The organism is Oceanobacillus sp. FSL H7-0719 (assembly GCF_045040795.1).
GTDB lineage: Bacteria > Bacillota > Bacilli > Bacillales > Amphibacillaceae > Oceanobacillus.
In genome coordinates this window covers 1,841,601-1,860,422 of the sequence record NZ_CP150301.1, presented here as the reverse complement: position 1 = coordinate 1,860,422, position 18,822 = coordinate 1,841,601, and the positions used below count along the sequence as shown (strand labels likewise).

Sequence of the window (18,822 nt, the reverse complement as noted above, 5' to 3'; positions counted from 1 at the left end):
TGTTGGCTCTGTAAAGCAAGGTAAAACAGAGAAAGCACATTTCTTCAGTCTTAAGTCGAAGTGAGCCCCTCTGTACCCCCTAATAGATAAGGAATAGCGGGTTTAATAAATGCCTCGGGAGATAAGCTTTCGGTATCTCGTCCCCATTCTTTGGATGCGCCATATAGTCCCCAGCTAAGGATCGTTGCTGTACGGTTAATTGCTTCCATATGATGAGATGATTTCTGCCTTGATAATATTTTGTTAAAAATCACTTCAAGCTGATCACGGATAATTCTAGCGATGGTTTCTTCATAGCCGCGGTGACAGCGATTCGACAAGGAAGTTTGGAAGTTAGTAATGGCCTCAAATATGCGAATCAGTGTTGTTTCGTCCAATGAAGCCCCTTCATATTCCTCAATGCTCAGATTTATAAATAATACCTCTGTCAATGCTTTATCAAGCAAATCAAAAATATCCTCAAAATGGTAGTAGAAAGTCGAGCGATTGATCATAGCTGCAGTTGTTATATCTTTAATCGTAATATCCTGAAATTCTTTTTTGGCTGAAAGGTCGACAAAAGAATCCATTATTAACTTGCGCGTGCGTAATATCCTTGGGTCCGTTTTGGATGCTGCCATGTAAGGACACCTCCTATTTTTTCAACACTATTTGAGATGTGTTGCATATCCAACATATCAATCAAACTATTGGTATGCACTGATTCTATTATCATTTAAACTTATATTATGAAGCAAGCAGAAGGCTCAACTTTCAATTTAAACGGGGGTAAAATAAATGGAAAACAAGAATAATCTTATTTGTGATATGGAAACAGGTGTCTGTGGTACTGCAGGCGATACAGAAATGGAGTTTATTGATTTCAACGAAAAGAAGAAAACAATTGATGTGTATTATGTAACCGATCCAATATGTTCGCATTGCTGGGCGATTGAACCAACGCTGCGCCGTTTTATCGAGCAGTATGGACATTATTTTAATCTGCATACAGTGATGGGCGGCCTGCTGGAAAAGTGGCATGATGGTCCCATTGATCCGGCAAACGGCATTTTTAAACCTGCTGATGTTGCGGGACACTGGAGAGAGGTTGGCGAGCATTCGCGGATGCCCATTGACGGTTCACTCATGATTGATCATCCTGTACAATCATCCTTCCCTTCATCCCGTGTTTTTAAAATTATTCAGAAGCACCACGGCGATGAAAAGGCCTTTGAATATTTACGCAGAGCTAGAGAAGCTTTATTTGCTTTCAATGAAAATATTGGAGAGAAAGCAATCCTAAAAGATATTGTGAGCCATATGGGGCTGGACGGGGAAGCTATCGTTGCAGAAGCAGAGGAACAAGCAGGACATGATTTACTGAACGAAGACTTTGGACGAACACGCAGCCTTGGAGCACGAGGTTTTCCAACGATTATAATGGTGAATGAAGATAATCAGGGTGTGAAAATTGTTGGGGGACGCCCGTTTGATTATTATGTAAAAGGACTTACACAAATATTGGGAGAAGAACCAGCTGCTAAACAGCAACCAGCATTATCGAGTTTACTGGAAAAAGAAAAACTGCTTTTCTCAAAAGAAATTGAAGTAATGTATGATATAGAACAAGCAGAACTAGCTGCATTTCTAAAGAATGAATTACCTGCAGATACCTTTGAAACAAAAGAGGTTTTAGGTGAAACATATATTATAAGTAAATAAAAATAAAGTCAGCTGGCCCCAGATTAATCTGTTAGGGCTGGCTTTTCTTTTATTAAAAATAAATTACACCAGTATAAAAAAGGCAGGATAAATGATGCCTGGTTCAACTGGGTTATGAATGAGTTTTACCGAGAAGGCGAGAATAGAACGATTAAAACTCGCATAAGGAGTTTCAATGAGTCTACGATTCATGTTATGATTTTTCTAGGAGACTTGCCATTTATTAAACAAGAAACAGTTGATAAAGCTTTCAGGCTGGCAAGAAAAAAATCCAAGAAACGAAGTCAGCTTTTACAATAAGGTCATCCAGTATTTTTTGGTAACATGTCTCCCATCGTTTTTGAGAGATTAACTGGAGACCAGGGATCGAGACTCTTAATGAAGGAAATTACTGAACATTTTAAAATTAATGTGAGAGATCGAGGAATAATATTCGATATTGATACACCAAATGATTATAATGAAGCTAAAGTATTTCATAAAAAAGAAAATTGAAGCAATTCACTCTCGGAAACAGATGGACAGTAAATTATGCATCAAACAAGCAAATTATACGATGCCATTTAAGATAAAGTTATAGAAAAGAGGGATTCCGTGACAGTAATAACGGATAAGTTTGGCAGACCTTTACAGGATTTACGTATATCTGTAACGGATCGTTGCAATTTTCGCTGTACGTATTGCATGCCAAAAGAGATTTTTGGCAAGGATTATGCTTTTTTACCAAGAAAGCATCTATTAAGCAATGATGAAATTGTGCGTTTGGCGAAGGCCTTTGTTTCACTCGGAGTAAACAAAATAAGGCTCACGGGAGGAGAACCGTTACTGCGACGGGATTTACCTGAGTTAATTGCAGATTTAAGCGCAATTAATGGGCTTGAGGATATTGCTTTAACTACAAATGCTTCTTTATTGCCTAATAAAGCGGAGGCAATCAAGGCTGCTGGCTTAAAGAGAATTAATGTCAGTTTAGATGCACTTGATAATGAATTATTCCAGGCGATTAATGATAGTGGAGTCAGTACTGACAGAGTATTAAAAGGAATCGATAAGGCACTTGAAGTTGGGTTGGAAGTGAAAGTAAATATGGTTGTGAAAAAAGGGATGAATGAAAATCAGATCGTCCCAATGGCAAAGTTCTTTAAAGATAAAGGCGTTACCCTGCGTTATATTGAATTTATGGATGTAGGCACAACAAACGGCTGGGATTACAGCAAGGTTGTAAGTAAGAAAGAAATTGTTGATATGCTGTCGGCACATTTTGAAATAGAACCCGTGGATCCGGATTATTTAGGTGAAGTAGCCAAGCGTTACCGTTATAAAGGAACAGACACGGAAGTCGGATTTATTACTTCGGTCTCTGAATCATTCTGCTCAACATGCACACGTGCAAGAATTGCTGCAGATGGCAAGCTGTACACCTGTTTATTCGCCAGCAGCGGCTTTGATTTAAAAGAGCTCGTTCGCTCAGAATCAGATGATGCGGGAATCAGAGATACTATTGCAGATATTTGGGGAAAACGCGTCGATCGTTATTCTGATGAACGAACAGAGATATCAGCGAAAAATAAGAAGAAGATTGAGATGTCCTATATTGGCGGTTAATTGAATAGATAAGTATGTACACCCTCTAAGAGAAAGGACAAATTCCGATGAATGATCGATATGCAAGACAGTCTTTATTTAAACCAATCGGTGTAGCGGGTCAGAAGAAAATAAGTGAAAAGCACGTCATGATACTTGGATGTGGAGCTTTGGGCACAGCGAATGCAGATAATCTGGTACGTGCTGGCATCGGAAAACTGACAATTATTGATAGAGATTATGTAGAATATACGAATTTGCAGCGGCAGCAGCTTTTTAATGAACATGATGCGGATAATCAAGTGCCAAAGGTGATAGCAGCCAAAGAAAAACTGGCAGCTATCAATTCCAATGTACAGATTGAAACGCATGTAATGGATGTAACTGGAATTACGCTTGCACCATTGCTTGCTGACGTTGATTTACTAATCGATGCCACTGATAACTTCGATATTCGTTTTATTATGAATGATTTAATTCATAAATATAATATTCCTTGGATATTTGGATCCTGTGTCGGAAGCACGGGCATGAGCTTCACTGTTTTTCCAGGGGAATCGCCATGTTTATATTGCCTGTTAAATACAACAACAATATCTGGTGCAACCTGTGATTCAGTGGGAATCATTGCATCAGCTGTACAAATGGTTGTTGCACATCAAACAACAGAGGCGCTGAAGCTGTTGGTTGAAGATGAAGCAGCATTGCGGACAAAGCTTGTTATGTTTGATCTGTGGACGAATCATTATCAGCAAATTAATGTAGACAAGGCGAAAAAGGCTGCATGTCCTACCTGTGGCACATTACCAACCTATCCATATTTAAGCTATGAAGCACAAACAAAGACAGAAGTGCTTTGTGGCAGAAACACAGTACAAATCAGGGCAAATCGTGAAGTTGCATTGGAGAGTCTCGCTCATCAGCTGGGAAGACTGGGAAAAGTAAATGTAAATGATTTTCTGCTTTCACTTGATTATGACCCTTACCGTGTTGTTATTTTCCGTGATGGCCGTGCATTTATTCATGGTACAGATTCATTGGAGAAGGCAAAGAAGATTTATTATCAACTTGTTGGATAAGGAGCTGGATGTATGGTAGAAATCAGGACACCCATTCCGGTTAAAGAGGCAATCAGCCGGGTAATGCATTACGCACAAACAGGTTCAAAAGTATCTATTCCAATCGAGGAAAGTCTGGGATTTTTTCTTGCTGAAGATTTAGCTGCTGATCATCATGTTCCTGCGTTTGACCGTTCGCCATATGATGGTTTTGCGATTCGAGCAAAAGATACAGTTGAATCATCTCAAGTGAAAGCTATACAGCTCAAAGTAATTGGCGAAATTGGCGCTGGAAGTGTGTATGCTGGAAATGTCCAAGCAGGGGAAGCTGTAAGGATTATGACTGGAGCACAGATCCCTGCAGGATGTGATGCAGTTATTATGCTTGAAGATGTGGAAGAAGTTATACTTGCCGGAGAAAAATACATCCAATTCGAAAAACAGCTCAAAGAAATGGAGAATATCACACAGACTGGTGAAGATACAAAACAAGGTGAGGTTTTAGTTGAAAAAGGTACATCTATTAATCCGGGAATCATGGCATTGCTCGCAACCTTTGGCTATAAAGAAGTTCCTGTCAGCAGGAAACCGAAAGTAGGGATTATCTCGACAGGAAGTGAATTATTAGAAGTTGATGCACCACTCGAGCAAGGGAAAATCAGAGACAGTAATTCCTATATGCTTATTGGACAAATTGAAAGGGCTGGCGGTATCCCGCTTTCACTCGGACAATTGGAGGACGACTTCACCCTATGTTATAACCAGGTTGTAGAAGCTTTAGAAAAAGTCGATATTTTGCTGACGACTGGCGGGGTGTCTGTTGGTGATTATGATTATATTCCAGCAATTTTAGAAAAGTTAAATGCCGAAGTGCTGTTTAATAAAATTCGTATGCGCCCAGGCAGTGTGACGACAGTGGCATCAATTAATGGGAAATTATTTTTTGGTCTTTCCGGTAATCCATCATCTTGTTATGTAGGTTTTGAATTATATGCGAGACCAATTATCCGTACGCTTTTACATACGAAGCAGCCCTATTTAAGAACGGAAATAGTTCAGCTGGGTGCTCCTTTTACTCGGCCAAATCCATTTGATCGATTTGTACGTGGAAATTTACAATATAGGGATGGAAAAGGCATAGCTATGCCAGTTGGTTTAGATAAACCAAACATTGTCACCTCGCTTGCTGGTTCAGATATTCTAATTATGCTTCCAGGTGGATCAAGCATATATGAAAGAGGGATGGAAGTGAGCGTGATTTTTCTTGAGGATCAGCATGGAAGCTCTGCTTGGTTAGATATGGGCTACAAGAGGGAGGAGACAGGACAGTGAGAGAGGAAATGTTTCAAATCATTGAAGAGCCAATCGATGTTGAAGAAATGATTGCTAAAGTAACGCGGAGAGAAGCAGGTGCCATTACAACATTCATTGGGACTGTTCGTGAATGGACGCATGGCAGGAAAACTTTATTCCTCGAATATCAGGCATATAAACCTATGGCAGTGAAAAAGCTTGCTGAAATCGGTGAGGAAGTCCGGGTTAAATGGCCAGATACTGTTGCTGCAGTTACACATCGGATTGGCCGTCTAGGTATAACCGATGCTGCGGTTGTCATTGTTGTTTCATCGCCACATCGAAAAGCAGCCTATGAAGCAAATGAATATATTATTGAAAGAATAAAACAAATTGTACCGATTTGGAAAAAAGAGCACTGGGAAGATGGCGAAACATGGGTTGGAGATCAGCTCGGAAAAACAGCCTACCTAAGTGGTGAACCGGGACAATAAATTGGCCAGGTCCTGATTGTCCCAATCAGGCAATTTGGAGTTGTATACTGCTATCCGCCTATACAAATAGAACGCGATACAGCCTTCTGCCTGCATCTGGAATTTCTTCCGTTTTAATATTTGCAAAGCCGATGACAAGTTGGATATTTCCTGTGCTCAGCTGGATTTCTTCTAATAAAAAACGCCCGATTTCCCCTGAACCAGGTTAGCTGGTGGGACCTGGGCCGGAAATCAGGTCGCTTGTATTGCAGCTTTAGCTGTAATTGATATTCTTGAAGAAGAGAATCTCCTTCAGGAAATCTGAAGTAATTGGAGAAAATATAGAAGTTAAATTAAAGGAATTACAGGGAAGATATACCTTTGCAGGAGAAATTCGCAGGCTCGGTTCAATGGTTGCGGTGGAAATAGTCCATAATCGAAGGGGAAAGGCACCAAATAAACTAAAGGCAATGGAGATTGTACAATATGCCAACGCAAATGGGCTTTTATTGCTATCAGCGGGTCTTAGTGGAAATGTCATTCGTTTTTCGCGGCACCTCTCGTCACAACGAAAGAAGAACTTGAAAAGGGCCTTGCCATGCTAAAACAAGCATTTGAAATGGGACAGAGGGGTTACCCTTGATTGTCCCGCTAAGTTGAAAGGAGAATAGATATAATGGCTGACAGAATCAAAGTAACAAATCCAGCAACTGGGGAGATTGTTGAGGAAGTTGCGGCTCATTCTACGGAGGAAATTGAGGCAAGAATTGAAAAGGTAGCTGCAGGTTTTCAAAGCTGGAAGAAAGTCAATGCGCATGAACGGGCAAGGTTACTGAAAAAATGGTCCGATAAAATTCAGGAACAGAAAGAAGATATTGCTAAAGTGATGACATTAGAAAGTGGAAAGCCACTAAAAGAGTCACTCGGTGAAGTCGATTATGCAACAAGTTATATTGACTGGTTTGCAGAGGAAGCAAAACGAATTTATGGGCGCACAATACCTGCAAATACCGAGTCAAAACGTATAATCGTTACACGTCAGCCGGTTGGAGTTGTTGCAGCAATTACACCATGGAATTTCCCAGCAGCAATGATGACAAGAAAGGCAGCTCCGGCACTCGCTGCTGGCTGTACTTTTATTGTGAAACCAGCAGTTGAAACTCCACTGACGACAATGAAGTTTATTGAATTGGCGCATGAAGCAGGCATTCCTGAAGATGCTGTACAGTATGTTAATGCATCAGGCCGTAAAGTTGGGGAAATTTTTACTGGCAGTCCGCGCATCCGTAAAATTACATTTACAGGGTCTACACCCGTTGGGAAACATCTGATTCAAGACAGTGCAGATACCGTAAAACACGTTTCGATGGAATTAGGCGGGCATGCCCCGTTAATTGTAGCAAAAGATGCTGATTTAGATTTTGCTGTTACGCAAACGATGACATCCAAATTCCGAAATGCTGGTCAAACTTGTATTTGTGCTAATCGCGTGTTGGTTGCGAAGGAAGTTGTAGATGAGTTTGCTGAAAAACTTGTAAAAGAAGCAGCAAAATTAAAGGTAGGCAATGGGTTAGATAAAGGTACGCAAGTTGGTCCAGTCATTAATGGAGATGGTTTTGAGAAAGTAGTCAGCCAAATCGATGACGCAATTGAAAAGGGTGCAGATGTGTTGTTAGGAAATGAATTTAATAAAGATGATGACAAAGGCTATTATTTTATTCATCCAACAGTTTTGAAGAATGTTACGAGTGATATGGTGATTATGCAAGAGGAAACTTTTGGACCTGTTCTGCCAATTACTGTATTCGACACAATTGAAGAAGCTATCGAAATCGCTAATAATACACCATTTGGTTTAGCAGCATACTTCTTTACAAATGATTATCGTACAGGTAATTACTTGCATGAGCATCTTGATTTTGGAGTGGTCGGCTGGAATGATGGCGGCCCTTCAGCAGCGCACGCCCCATTCGGTGGCATGAAGGAAAGCGGAATTGGACGTGAAGGCGGCATAGAAGGCATCGAACCTTATCTTGAAACAAAATACCTCTCCATCGGAGGGTTTGAATAATTAAACAAGCCTGAGACAAAAGAAATATAATTTATTTAAATCCGAACGAAACCTTACTTTCGTTCGGATTTTTTTAAAATTAAGTTCTGACTACTTTAATTCGGAATAACTTTCTCCCTAGAGATACAGGAAATTTGAAAAATCGTTATTAATAAGGTTGCACGTAGTCAATATAAAACTGGATTTCGAAAAACTCTCTTTGACAAGTATTCTTTCTGCCCGAAGAAATCAGGATTATTCTTTAACGGAAGATAAGAACACTTCTCTAAGCCTGTGGGAGCAAGATAAGTGGAGAAACTGTCTATTAGAACCTCTCTATAAGACAGTACCAGCAAGATAAGCTGTGAAGCAGTCTATTAGAATCTTTCTATAAGACAGTACCAGCAAGATAAGCGGGGAAACTGTCTATTAGAACCTCTCTATAAGACAGTACCAGCAAGATAAGCGGGGAAACTGTCTATTAGAACCTCTCTATAAGACAGTACTAGCAAAATAAGCGGAGAAACTGTCTATGAGAACGCCAGCTGTCCAGAAAAAAATAGTGTAATTCTGAATTAAGATTATCAGCACTTCGTATCAATTATGAATTATGAGCCCCATTATAAAAAGTTAACATGAAGAGCTTTCTATTCTCTAATGTTCATCTTTTAATTGGGTGGTATTAGTTATGTCCCAGCCCTTTTCTAATATATCGCATTTAAGATATTATTCCATAACCCAGTTTAAGTTACTTGAAGTTTGGTTTATCAGTTTTTAAGAGATAAGCATTTTGCTCTTTTTCCTTTAGAGAATCTATAGTAAAGTTGAATCTGCGCCTTTTGTGCGAAAAATGATTAATGCTATAATGAACATATTATTAAAAATGAAGTTAAAATAAGGGGGGTTATTCTGTGGATGAGAAAGAATTACTATTAGTTCCTGGTCCAACGCCAGTAATTGGTTCAATCCAGGAGGCAATCAGCCAGCCAACGATGAATCATACTGATCCGCGTTTTGTAAAAATATTTAAAAATGCGATTGAACGAACAAAAGAGTTTTTCAAGACAGATGGTGAGGTATTCCTCGTTTCTGGTTCAGGTACACTCGCAATGGAAATGGCGCTTGTAAATACAGTTGGCAGGGGAGAGAAAATAATCATTATAAGCCACGGCTATTTTGGGGACCGTTTTATAAAGCTTGGTGCAGCATTTGGAATTGAAATTGATGTTATTCAAGCAGATTGGGGAAAGCAGGTCTCTGCAGCAGAGGTTGAAGCAAAATTAGCCGCGGACACCTATAAAGCAGTAACGATAACCCATGCTGATACATCAACTGGTGTCGCAGCAAATCTTGATGAATTAGTTCCTGTTATAAAAAAATACGGTGCGCTGGTCATTGTTGATGGAGTTTGTGCAACAGCAGCAATGGAAGAAGATATGAGTAAAACGTATGGTGATGACTCTTATAAAATTGATATCGTTCTGACTGGATCGCAAAAAGCATTTGGTGTTCCACCAGGACTCGCAATCATTGCATTTAATCAAAGTGCGATGAAGGTCCGGAAAGAGCTTGGCCAAGTGCCGGCATATTATGCTGATATCTATAACTGGCTGCCAATCATGGAAGACCCTTCGAGATATTTTGCAACACCTCCAGTCAATTTAATTTATGGTTTTAATCATGCAATAGAGCTTGTACATAAAGAAGGTCTGGAAGCGCGCTATAAACGTCATCAAGCATATGCACGGGGAATACGTGCAGCAATAGCTTCTTATGGTATGATGCCGCTTGCTGAAGCGGATGTTGCAGCAACAACACTTACTTGTTTCCAATATCCAGAAGGAATCAATGATGCTGCATTTCGTTCCAAACTTGCAGAAAAAGGTGTTGTGGTGGCAGGTGCGCTTGCACATCTGGCTGGAAAAGCTCTCCGTATTGGCCATATGGGGAATACAGCGGAACAAGATTTGAAAAGAGCAGTGCGTCTCATCGGTGAATCGTTAAACGAACTTGACTATCAAGCAGATATAGAAAAGGCAATAGACCTTTTCGTCGAACATAGGGAATGACCTTGATTATTTGATTAAAAACTAACTTTTCGATTTATGAAAAGGATAGAACCAATATGCTCGGCGGGCGCGGCTTTATACTGGGAACCGTATATGGCATGCTGATCATTGCCGTCATGAACAACCTGTTAAACTTGTTCGGAGTGCCGCCATTTCTGAGAGAAGCTTTCAAAGGAATCATTGTTATCGTAGCAGTACTTCTGCAGAGAAAAGAACAAAACGCATAATGAGACTGAGACATAACTAATGCCGAACATTATAAAATAGAAAGCATTTCAAGTTAACTTTTAATAGTTGATATAAACTGCTGATATTTTTAATTCAGAGTAACTCTGTTTTTCTGGACAGCTGTCGTTCTCATAGACAGTTTGACCACTTATCTAGTTGACACTGTCTTATAGAGAGATTCTAATAGACTGTTTCACTACTTTTCCGGCTGATCCTGTCTTATAGAGAGATTCTAATAGACTATTTCACTACTTTTCCGGCTGGTACTGTCTTATAGGGAAGTTCTTATAGACTGTTCCAGCACTAATCCTGCTCCCAGTCGCTTAGAGAAAGGTTCTCATCACCCGTTAAAAACAATCCTGATTTCTTCAGGCATATGGAAAAATTATCAAAGAAAGTTTTTAGAAATCCAGTTTTATATTGTCTTTCTGGTATCTCCAGAGGAAAAGTTATTCTGAACTAAATTAATCTGCACTCTATATAAAAACCGAACGAAGGTATCGTTCGGTTTTTAATATATTAAATTTCTTTTGTCTTAGCGTCATTATTATGAGCGGGAAGGTCAGGAAACAACAGGAAGGGGCTGCATGGCCATTTACCATTTAAAACTTGGCAAGTATCCGCATACAAGTACATAGTCGTTTCCTGTCCTATTTTCATAAGCTAATAAGGAAAGGAGGCATGGAAATGAATCTGCGATTATACTTTGCAGCAATTTTAGCAGGGTTTGCATTGATTGGCCTGACTTTCGCTGTTACTATTATGCCGGCAGAACTAGCCACAGTTCTATTAATTATTGGCACGATTATCGTAATTATTTTTGCATTAGTTATCGTTATCATGGCATTGACGGCATTATTTGGGAATCGCGCCAAAAGTTATTAACCATCCCAAAAAGGGGCAGCTGATTAGCCTGCCCCTACCTTTTTCAATTCCGTTTATTTTAGGAAATCTTTGTCTTCAAATGCTGGATTAGGATAATTATAGAAGCCTTTTCCATTTTGCTTACCCATTTTACCTTTATCTAAGAATTCCTCTTTTAGATATTTCGCAACTTTAGCTGCATCTTTGTCTCCAGCTTGTGCTTTTGCTAATGATAGGTAGTATGGTGTGTTAATGCCAATAATATCAAGCATTGCGAATGGCCCTTTCGGTGCGCCAGTACCTAGCATCCATGCTTTGTCAATTGTTTCATGTGTTGCAACTTCATTTACTAACAGATTTTCTGCTGCAGTTAAAAGTGGAACAAGCAAAGAGTTTAAAACATAACCAGGCTGCTCCTTATATACAGGCAGTGCAACCATGCCGATAGCTTCAGAGAAAGCAACAATTGTGTTAAAAACTTCTGTATCTGTTCCCGGATGTCCCATTACCTCAGCAGTATTATTTCTCCAAATTTCATTTGCAAAATGCAAGTGAAGGTACTTTTCTGGGCGTCCAGTTACTTCAGCAAATTGACTTGGCAGTAATGTTGATGAGTTAGAAGCGAAAATTGTTTTTTCTGGTGCAACACTTGCCAGTTTTTCATAGAATGCTGTTTTAATTTCCGTAGTTTCAGGAACAGCTTCAATTACAAGGTCAGCTTCTTTAACAGCTTCTTGTAAATCAGTGTAATATGCGATACGGCTGTACGCATCTTCTATTTGTTGATCAGTTGCATTCATATCTCGCTTATAAATTTCTTTAAAAGCAGAAAATCGTTCCTTAGCCTTATTGATTGCCTCATCATTAATATCATAGACATTTACATTAAAACCATTATATGCTGTTTGGAAAGCGATTTGGCTTCCAAGGACACCACTGCCTGCTACTGTAATATTTTTTAAATTCATTTTAATACCCCTTTTCGAAATTAGTTCTTTTTAATCATATACCTAAATTAAATAATATGAAAGTAATTTAACGTAAAAATCGAAAGTCCGAATTTAACCTTATAGCATCCGTCTTTTTACCTAAAGAAATTCTTTAAGGATAACAGCTTGGTTTTCATTTTCATCTTTAGCTGCAAATAGTAATGTAATTTCAACTTCTTCCTTTGCAATTTTCTTTAAAATCTCAAGAACTTCTCGTTGTTCACCGGAATTCAACTCTTCTGTATACTTTTCTTTAAATTGATTAAAGGACAGGTCTCCGCTATGAAATGATTTTCGCAGGTCGTTTGTTGGACCAAGTTCTTTAAGCCAGTGATCGAGCTTGGCTTTTTCTTTTGAGATGCCCCGCGGCCAGAGCCGGTCGACAAGAATTCGAGTTCCATCACTTTTAGCGGGTTCCTCATAGATACGTTTAAGTTTAATTGACAAATGATCAGCTCCTCTCTATTTAAAAGTTGATTATAATGCACTATACCCACTAATTTCAGCTATTAACTTTCCCCTGTTTGAAAGAATTATAATTTCTGGCTTAATTCCACCTGCTAATTCAGCTATAATGTATAAGTGAAGAATTTTTAAGGAGTGTTTACGTGAATAAAAAAGATATTGCGAGTTTTCGCAGGCAATTAAAGGTTGAAAATGATCTATTGAAAATTAGTGAGATTTTTAATGTATATATAATGAAAGAATCCAGTGAAATCTATCATCAGGTGAGTACTCCTTTCGAAATGCTGGAAAAAGAACAACAAGAGCTTTTTATGAATAACTTTAAGAAGGTTCTGGCTGGACAGCTTGATCAGAAATTATTTGAAATGAGGTTTGCTCCAGATGCAGAAAATAGCAGTCAGCTTATTTTGCACCAGGCAATGCTCAGCAATGATCCAGAAGATTGGAATAACCGTATGCTGGAAATAGTGGAAAAGATGCTTTCTGTGAAGCAGTATGAACAGGATATTGTTGTTACTTTTATCCGTGGCGAATATTTAAAAACGGTGAAGCCAATCAGTGAAGAAACGGAAGAGAGTGATCGGGACAAGGTTTATTCCCATTCATTTATTATGTGTACAATTAATACGACACAGGATCCAAAAAAGGAATTATTATTTGACTATGTAGAAAAAGAATTTAAATATAATTTTGTTGTAGATCCAATCATTGATCTGAATTCCCCATTAAGCGGATTTCTTTTTCCGTGTTTCTCAGAAGGCGCTGCAGATGTGAATCATATCCTTTATTCTGCAGGAAAGTCGAAGGAACTTGATTTTTCATTTATTGAGGATGTGCTGAATGCAGAGGAAATTATGACTGCAGAAGAGGACAAGATTGTCTTTGAGGAAATAGTGAAAGATGTTGCAGGTGAACAGCTTTCAACGGAAACACTTGCAAATGTGTATGAGGAGATTCAGCGGGTGATTGAAGAAACGGATCCTGAGGACACACCAAAGCTGGATTACCGTGATGTTGAGACAGTATTGAAGTCCAGCGGAGTCGAGGATGTAGAAACAGAAAAAGTGGAAGCTGCTTTTAAAAAGGTAATTGATGATGAGCATTTTGAATTAAAAGCGAATAATGTGATGCCAAAGTATAACTCTAAATCGATTAAGGTTCAAACAAAAGTTGCAGATCTCAAGCTAAGCCCGCAAGAACTTCGCTATGTCCGCCAAATGCGCATCAACGGCAAGCTGTGCCTTGTTATCGAACTGGAAGAAAACACGGTAATCGAAGGCTTTGAAATGTTAACGGAAGATTAAAATGGGAGCATTATTTGAAATGGCACAATCTGTGACTGCTGTTTCACTTATTTTCTATCCATGAAAATTAGGGAGTGGGGTGAGAGAATGTTTAAAGTACTGTTGATTGAAGATGATGCTACGCTGTTTAGAGAAATAGAGGAACGCTTGTCACAGTGGGATTATGAGGTGTTTGGCATCACTGATTTTGATCAGGTTATGGAGAAGTTCGCGGTGGTGAACCCTGACTTGGTTATTATTGATATCCAGCTGCCGCGTTATGATGGTTTTCATTGGTGCCGTATGATCCGCTCCCACTCCAATTTGCCAATTATTTTTCTGTCATCTCGTGACCATCCTACTGACATGGTCATGTCCATGCAGCTTGGTGCAGATGACTTTATTCAAAAGCCATTTCACTTTGATGTACTGATTGCAAAAATCCAGGCGATTTTACGACGGACGTACAATTATAACTCGAAACAAGAAACGAAAATACAAACCTGGAATGGTGCAACAATTAATTACTTTAAAAATACGGTTGAACAAGCTGGGAAAACAATCGAACTTACGAAAAATGAAATGTTCATTTTAAATGTCCTGGTTGACCAGAAAAATAGTATTGTAAAACGTGAGGAATTAATACGCAGTCTCTGGGATGATGAACGCTTTGTCAGTGACAACACATTGACAGTTAATGTAAACCGTTTAAGGAAAAGACTTGAAGAAATCGGACTTGGCGGTTTCATTGAGACCAAAGTAGGAAGGGGCTATATGGCAAAGGAGGAGCCAAACCATGGTTAAAGCTTATCTGAAAGAAAAACGAGCATGGATTTTATTTATCTTCACCATCGAAGTGCTCCTGCTTCTCATTGGCTACCTAGACGTTGCACTCCAATTTACCTCTATTTTATATATTGCTCTATTATTTTTCATTCTTTTTATTGCTTTTCTAACTATCCGCTATCAGCAGGAAACAGCATTTCTTAAAGAGTTAAAGGAATGGCATCCGAGTTTGGAAATCACTTCATTAAACGAAGCAAAGTTACCATCGGAAGAAATCTTTTTTAAGGCATTGAGGGAGCAGCAATTATATTTTTTGCAAGAAACGAATATTCAGTATACGAGTCTGGAACAGGAAAAAGATGATATTTTATCATGGATTCATGAGGTCAAAACGCCACTTACTACAATGCAGCTGATGATCGACCGAATCGAAGATGTGGAATTAAGCGGAAAAATGATGTACGAGTGGCTGCGGATTCATCATTTACTTGATCAGCAGCTCCATCAAAAGCGAATTGCAGTTATCGAAAATGATGTCTATATTGAAAAGCGGGAAATTGCACCACTGCTTTATAGTGAAATTAAAGAGTTAAAATCATGGTGTTTTCAGAAGGGCATTGGTTTTGATATCGAACTGGAGGAGCAAGAAGTTTTAACAGATGCAAAATGGTTCAGCTTTATCCTTCGTCAGCTTCTGACTAACGCAGTGAAATACAGTGAAAAAAGTGAGATTTGCATCCGCAGTTTTAAAGAAAACGAACATGTCTATTTGGAAATCAAGGACCAAGGCAGAGGCATTGAAAAAAGCGACCTGCCGCGAATTTTTGAAAAAGGATTTACAGCGACAAAGAATCATCAAAATACTGCAGCAACAGGGATGGGGCTTTATTTAGCTGAAAAAGCTGCAGAAGCACTGAAAATTGAAATTGCTGTTACTTCTGCCGTGGGAGAGGGAAGCAGCTTCAGACTCTGCTTTGCAAAAGAGAATAATTTATTAAAAATTACAGGCGTGTGACGAATTTGTCACATGCTTTCTCGTTTTGTTCGGAGAATCGCAGGATACAGATTGAAATTTCTTTTAAACTGGAGTTAGAGAAAAGGAGTGAGCAAGATGAGTTTATTAGTCGCTAAAAAAATACAGAAAATATATGGAAATAAACTTAATCGTCAAGAAGTATTAAAAGGGATTGATATTAACGTTGATAAGGGTGAATTTGTTGGTATTATGGGTTCCTCTGGATCCGGAAAAACAACATTATTAAATGTGCTATCCTCCATTGATCGTGTTAGTAAGGGCACAATTCAGATTGATGGCAAGGACTTTACGCATATGAGGGATACAGAGCTGGCAGAGTTTCGTAAACACCATCTGGGCTTTATTTTTCAGGAATATCATTTGCTTGATACGTTGACTGTAAAAGAAAATATTATGCTTCCCCTGACTGTGAAAAAAACTCCAAAGAAGGAAGCACAGCAGCAATTTGAAATGGTAGCGAAGGAGCTTGGTATTTTCGATGTGCAAAATAAATATCCAAATGAAATTTCTGGAGGACAAAAGCAGAGAGCTTCTGCGGCACGTGCGTTTATCCATAATCCAAGCATTATTTTTGCCGATGAACCAACAGGAGCATTGGATTCAAAAACTGCCTCTGACTTGTTGAATAAATTAAGTGATTTGAATAAAAAGCTGGCAAGCACAATCGTAGTAGTTACACATGATCCGCTCGCTGCGAGCTATTGCAGCCGTGTTGTTTTTATTAAGGATGGTCAGATTTTTACACAATTGAATAAGGGAGACGAAAGCAGACAAGCGTTTTTCCAGGATATTATTAAAACACAAGGTGTGCTTGGCGGGGTGCAGCATGAGTTTTAAGCAATTGATTTGGCGGAATTTAAGAAAGAATATCCGAAATTACTATTTATATGTATTTGCGCTGATTTTTAATGTTACTTTGTATTTTTCCTTCGTGACGCTGCAGTCTGACCCAGCGATGAATGAAGTAACTGGATCGATTAAGGCTGAAGCAAGTATGCGTGCCGCTTCGATATTGCTGATTATTATTGTCATTGTCTTTCTGATCTATGCGAATAATTTATTTATAAAGCGGCGCGGGAAAGAGATTGGACTTTATCAGCTTGTAGGCATGAAGAAATGGGAAATATTCAAACTGATAAGTATTGAAAATATATTACTTTATTTTGGCTCTTTATTAGCCGGAATTTTTCTCGGATTTATGTCTTCAAAGCTTTTCATGATGCTGCTGCTTAAAATGATGGGTATGGAAGAAGTTGCTAAGCTGCAATTTTCAACTGATGCACTGTTTCAAACGGTTATCATGTTTGCAGCAACGTATATTGTTATCATGGTATTGAATGCAATCTATATTAAAAGGCAGCGAATTTTATCTCTATTCCATGCAACTTCTACCTCGGAAGGAAAGAAGCTTAAAGTATCTGTCTTTGAAATGATTCTTGGTGTATTCGGTTTAGTGCTGATTGCAGCTGGCTACTATTTGTCTACAAAGCTTTTTGATGAGAGTTTTTATCAATTAAGTTATATGCTGCTATTTATGCTGGCGATTTTGGCCGCTGTTATTATTGGCACATATCTATTTTATAAAGGATCAATCAGTTTCTTATTTAATCTCATACGAAAGCAGAGTGCTGGTTATCTTTCTATTAATAAGGTGCTGTCACTTTCATCGATTATGTTCCGTATGAAGTCGAATTCATTGCTGTTGACGGTGATTACGACTGTTTCGGCTTTAGCAATCGGTCTGCTTTCCTTATCATTTATCTCCTACTATACAATAGAGAAACAGGTCAATGAAAATGTTGTGTATGACTTTTCAATCCCAAATAGTTCGCATGCAGCAGAGTTCATGGCCGGACTGGATGAGCTTGGGATTGATTATGAGGATACAAACATCGAATTAGCTAGTGTTCAAGCAGATTTGGAGCAAATTATTGAGAATACGGAGATAGCTGATAAAGGCGAGGAAACGTTGGTTTCCCAATTGATGATTATTCCAGATTCATTTCTGAAAACCATTGATCTTGCTCCTCAGGAAGCTGTCTTTGTTAATGACAGTGCTTCATTAGGAAATATGTATACCTTTAAAAAGGGACCACTTACTTTATATGATGAAGAAGCTTCCTTTGAGCTCAATTTTATTGGTCTTAAAGATGAAACGATCTTGCCGCGGCGTGTGACGTACGGAGGTTTTCCAGTTTTGGCAGTAGATGCGGAAGCATATGGAAACATGGCTGAAATATTTGAACCGCTGCCAGATTGGATGTTTTCAGTTTCTGTTGGTATTGATATTGTTGAAAATAGTGACGTGGAGAATGCAAATGCAGTTTTCAATAAATTAGATTTAGCAAAATGGGCAGGATATGAATCACAGTATGAGCTTAAAATCGAGGAAAAAAGATCAAAGGGACTGATAATGTTTATTGTTGGTTTTCTTGGATTAACCTCACTGATTACATCAGGCTGTATTTTGTATTTCAAGCAGATGGACGAAGGAGAAGAAGAAAAAGGCATCTATACGATATTACGAAAACTTGGATTTACACGAAGTGATATTCTCGGGGGCATTAAAGTGAAGCAAATGTTTAATTTTGGAATCCCATTACTGCTTGGTATTTGCCATGGTTATTTTGCTGTAAAATCCGGCTGGTTCTTATTTGGGACAGAGCTGTGGACACCGATGATTATTATCATGATATTTTATACCATGCTTTATTCTATCTTTGCAGTCTTATCTGTCCTGCATTATAAGAAAATTATCAAAGACGCACTCTAAAAAATCAGATGGGATTAGAATATAACAAATACCAATCAATTAATAGACGAATAGGAATGAAAAGAAAGCTTTTCATGCTAACCAGTTTTTAATTGGATAATCATTCATGGCAGTTACAATCTGCTGCTGCGTAATGAATTGGAAAAGAAACCAAGCTAATGACATGCTGG

At 38.7% G+C, this 18,822-nt stretch carries 18 protein-coding genes; 15 read left to right on the top strand and 3 right to left on the bottom strand.

The annotated features are described in order from the left end of the window. Positions 1-50 precede the first annotated feature (50 nt). The gene (locus NST93_RS09875; RefSeq protein WP_405103624.1) at positions 51-620 is read right to left on the bottom strand and encodes a TetR/AcrR family transcriptional regulator; all 570 of its coding nucleotides are present in this window, start codon (positions 618-620) and stop codon (positions 51-53) included. A gap of 157 nt (positions 621-777) precedes the next feature. Between NST93_RS09875 and NST93_RS09870 the strand changes: the two genes are divergently transcribed. From NST93_RS09870 to NST93_RS09825, 10 genes are all read left to right on the top strand, one after another. Next, positions 778-1,701: a DsbA family protein gene (locus NST93_RS09870; protein WP_405103622.1), complete on the top strand. Its 924-nt coding sequence runs from the start codon at positions 778-780 to the stop codon at positions 1,699-1,701. A gap of 594 nt (positions 1,702-2,295) precedes the next feature. Next, complete coding sequence (gene moaA / locus NST93_RS09865; RefSeq protein ID WP_405103620.1) at positions 2,296-3,306, top strand: GTP 3',8-cyclase MoaA; 1,011 nt, start codon at positions 2,296-2,298, stop codon at positions 3,304-3,306. A 47-nt stretch (positions 3,307-3,353) separates the two neighbouring features. After that, positions 3,354-4,364 (top strand): MoeB/ThiF family adenylyltransferase, encoded by a 1,011-nt coding sequence (locus NST93_RS09860; protein WP_405103618.1) that lies wholly within the window; start codon positions 3,354-3,356, stop codon positions 4,362-4,364. Positions 4,365-4,376: 12 nt separating this feature from the next. Then, positions 4,377-5,675: a gephyrin-like molybdotransferase Glp gene (glp, locus tag NST93_RS09855; RefSeq protein WP_405103617.1), complete on the top strand. Its 1,299-nt coding sequence runs from the start codon at positions 4,377-4,379 to the stop codon at positions 5,673-5,675. Positions 5,676-5,683: 8 nt separating this feature from the next. After that, entirely contained in the window at positions 5,684-6,130 is a 447-nt protein-coding gene (locus NST93_RS09850) for a molybdenum cofactor biosynthesis protein MoaE (RefSeq protein ID WP_405103820.1), read from the top strand. Positions 6,131-6,402: 272 nt separating this feature from the next. Continuing rightward, entirely contained in the window at positions 6,403-6,714 is a 312-nt protein-coding gene (locus NST93_RS09845) for an aminotransferase class III-fold pyridoxal phosphate-dependent enzyme (protein WP_405103615.1), read from the top strand. A 71-nt stretch (positions 6,715-6,785) separates the two neighbouring features. Beyond that, positions 6,786-8,180 carry an NAD-dependent succinate-semialdehyde dehydrogenase gene (locus NST93_RS09840; protein WP_405103613.1) on the top strand — a complete coding sequence of 465 codons (1,395 nt, stop codon included), beginning with the start codon at positions 6,786-6,788 and terminating at the stop codon, positions 8,178-8,180. Between the two features lie 890 nt (positions 8,181-9,070). Continuing rightward, positions 9,071-10,228, top strand: a complete 1,158-nt coding sequence (locus tag NST93_RS09835) for a pyridoxal-phosphate-dependent aminotransferase family protein (RefSeq protein ID WP_405103611.1) — start codon at positions 9,071-9,073, stop codon at positions 10,226-10,228. A 56-nt stretch (positions 10,229-10,284) separates the two neighbouring features. Further along, positions 10,285-10,455 (top strand): ribose ABC transporter permease, encoded by a 171-nt coding sequence (locus NST93_RS09830; protein ID WP_405103609.1) that lies wholly within the window; start codon positions 10,285-10,287, stop codon positions 10,453-10,455. Positions 10,456-11,143: 688 nt separating this feature from the next. After that, positions 11,144-11,341 (top strand): hypothetical protein, encoded by a 198-nt coding sequence (locus NST93_RS09825; protein WP_405103607.1) that lies wholly within the window; start codon positions 11,144-11,146, stop codon positions 11,339-11,341. Between the two features lie 53 nt (positions 11,342-11,394). Here the strand turns inward: NST93_RS09825 and NST93_RS09820 are convergent, their stop codons facing one another. Further along, complete coding sequence (locus NST93_RS09820; RefSeq protein ID WP_405103605.1) at positions 11,395-12,288, bottom strand: 3-hydroxyacyl-CoA dehydrogenase; 894 nt, start codon at positions 12,286-12,288, stop codon at positions 11,395-11,397. 120 nt (positions 12,289-12,408) lie between these two features. Beyond that, entirely contained in the window at positions 12,409-12,756 is a 348-nt protein-coding gene (locus NST93_RS09815) for a DUF488 domain-containing protein (protein ID WP_405103603.1), read from the bottom strand. Between the two features lie 161 nt (positions 12,757-12,917). Here NST93_RS09815 and NST93_RS09810 point away from each other — a divergent pair, with 161 nt between their 5' ends. The 5 genes from NST93_RS09810 (at position 12,918) to NST93_RS09790 (ending at position 18,652) form a co-directional block, all read left to right on the top strand. After that, positions 12,918-14,078, top strand: coding sequence for a DUF4317 domain-containing protein (locus NST93_RS09810; protein WP_405103602.1), 1,161 nt, complete (start codon positions 12,918-12,920; stop codon positions 14,076-14,078). An 87-nt stretch (positions 14,079-14,165) separates the two neighbouring features. Continuing rightward, entirely contained in the window at positions 14,166-14,861 is a 696-nt protein-coding gene (locus tag NST93_RS09805) for a response regulator transcription factor (RefSeq protein WP_405103600.1), read from the top strand. Further along, the gene (locus NST93_RS09800; RefSeq protein ID WP_405103598.1) at positions 14,854-15,858 is read left to right on the top strand and encodes a sensor histidine kinase; all 1,005 of its coding nucleotides are present in this window, start codon (positions 14,854-14,856) and stop codon (positions 15,856-15,858) included. Before NST93_RS09805 ends, NST93_RS09800 begins: the two co-directional genes overlap by 8 nt. Positions 15,859-15,954: 96 nt before the next feature. Next, positions 15,955-16,716, top strand: coding sequence for an ABC transporter ATP-binding protein (locus NST93_RS09795; protein WP_405103596.1), 762 nt, complete (start codon positions 15,955-15,957; stop codon positions 16,714-16,716). Beyond that, the gene (locus tag NST93_RS09790) at positions 16,706-18,652 is read left to right on the top strand and encodes an ABC transporter permease (protein WP_405103595.1); all 1,947 of its coding nucleotides are present in this window, start codon (positions 16,706-16,708) and stop codon (positions 18,650-18,652) included. The genes NST93_RS09795 and NST93_RS09790 overlap by 11 nt, the downstream gene beginning before the upstream one ends. Positions 18,653-18,822: the final 170 nt, after the last annotated feature.

Bases quoted from the DNA above. Each gene is read 5' to 3' on its own strand.
- NST93_RS09875 (WP_405103624.1), bottom strand. From the start codon at position 620: ATGGCAGCATCCAAAACGGACCCAAGGATATTACGCACGCGCAAGTTA.
- NST93_RS09870 (WP_405103622.1), top strand. From the start codon at position 778: ATGGAAAACAAGAATAATCTTATTTGTGATATGGAAACAGGTGTCTGT.
- NST93_RS09860 (WP_405103618.1), top strand. From the start codon at position 3,354: ATGAATGATCGATATGCAAGACAGTCTTTATTTAAACCAATCGGTGTA.
- glp (WP_405103617.1), top strand. From the start codon at position 4,377: ATGGTAGAAATCAGGACACCCATTCCGGTTAAAGAGGCAATCAGCCGG.
- NST93_RS09850 (WP_405103820.1), top strand. From the start codon at position 5,684: ATGTTTCAAATCATTGAAGAGCCAATCGATGTTGAAGAAATGATTGCT.
- NST93_RS09840 (WP_405103613.1), top strand. From the start codon at position 6,786: ATGGCTGACAGAATCAAAGTAACAAATCCAGCAACTGGGGAGATTGTT.
- NST93_RS09830 (WP_405103609.1), top strand. From the start codon at position 10,285: ATGCTCGGCGGGCGCGGCTTTATACTGGGAACCGTATATGGCATGCTG.
- NST93_RS09825 (WP_405103607.1), top strand. From the start codon at position 11,144: ATGAATCTGCGATTATACTTTGCAGCAATTTTAGCAGGGTTTGCATTG.
- NST93_RS09820 (WP_405103605.1), bottom strand. From the start codon at position 12,288: ATGAATTTAAAAAATATTACAGTAGCAGGCAGTGGTGTCCTTGGAAGC.
- NST93_RS09805 (WP_405103600.1), top strand. From the start codon at position 14,166: ATGTTTAAAGTACTGTTGATTGAAGATGATGCTACGCTGTTTAGAGAA.
- NST93_RS09800 (WP_405103598.1), top strand. From the start codon at position 14,854: ATGGTTAAAGCTTATCTGAAAGAAAAACGAGCATGGATTTTATTTATC.
- NST93_RS09795 (WP_405103596.1), top strand. From the start codon at position 15,955: ATGAGTTTATTAGTCGCTAAAAAAATACAGAAAATATATGGAAATAAA.
- NST93_RS09790 (WP_405103595.1), top strand. From the start codon at position 16,706: ATGAGTTTTAAGCAATTGATTTGGCGGAATTTAAGAAAGAATATCCGA.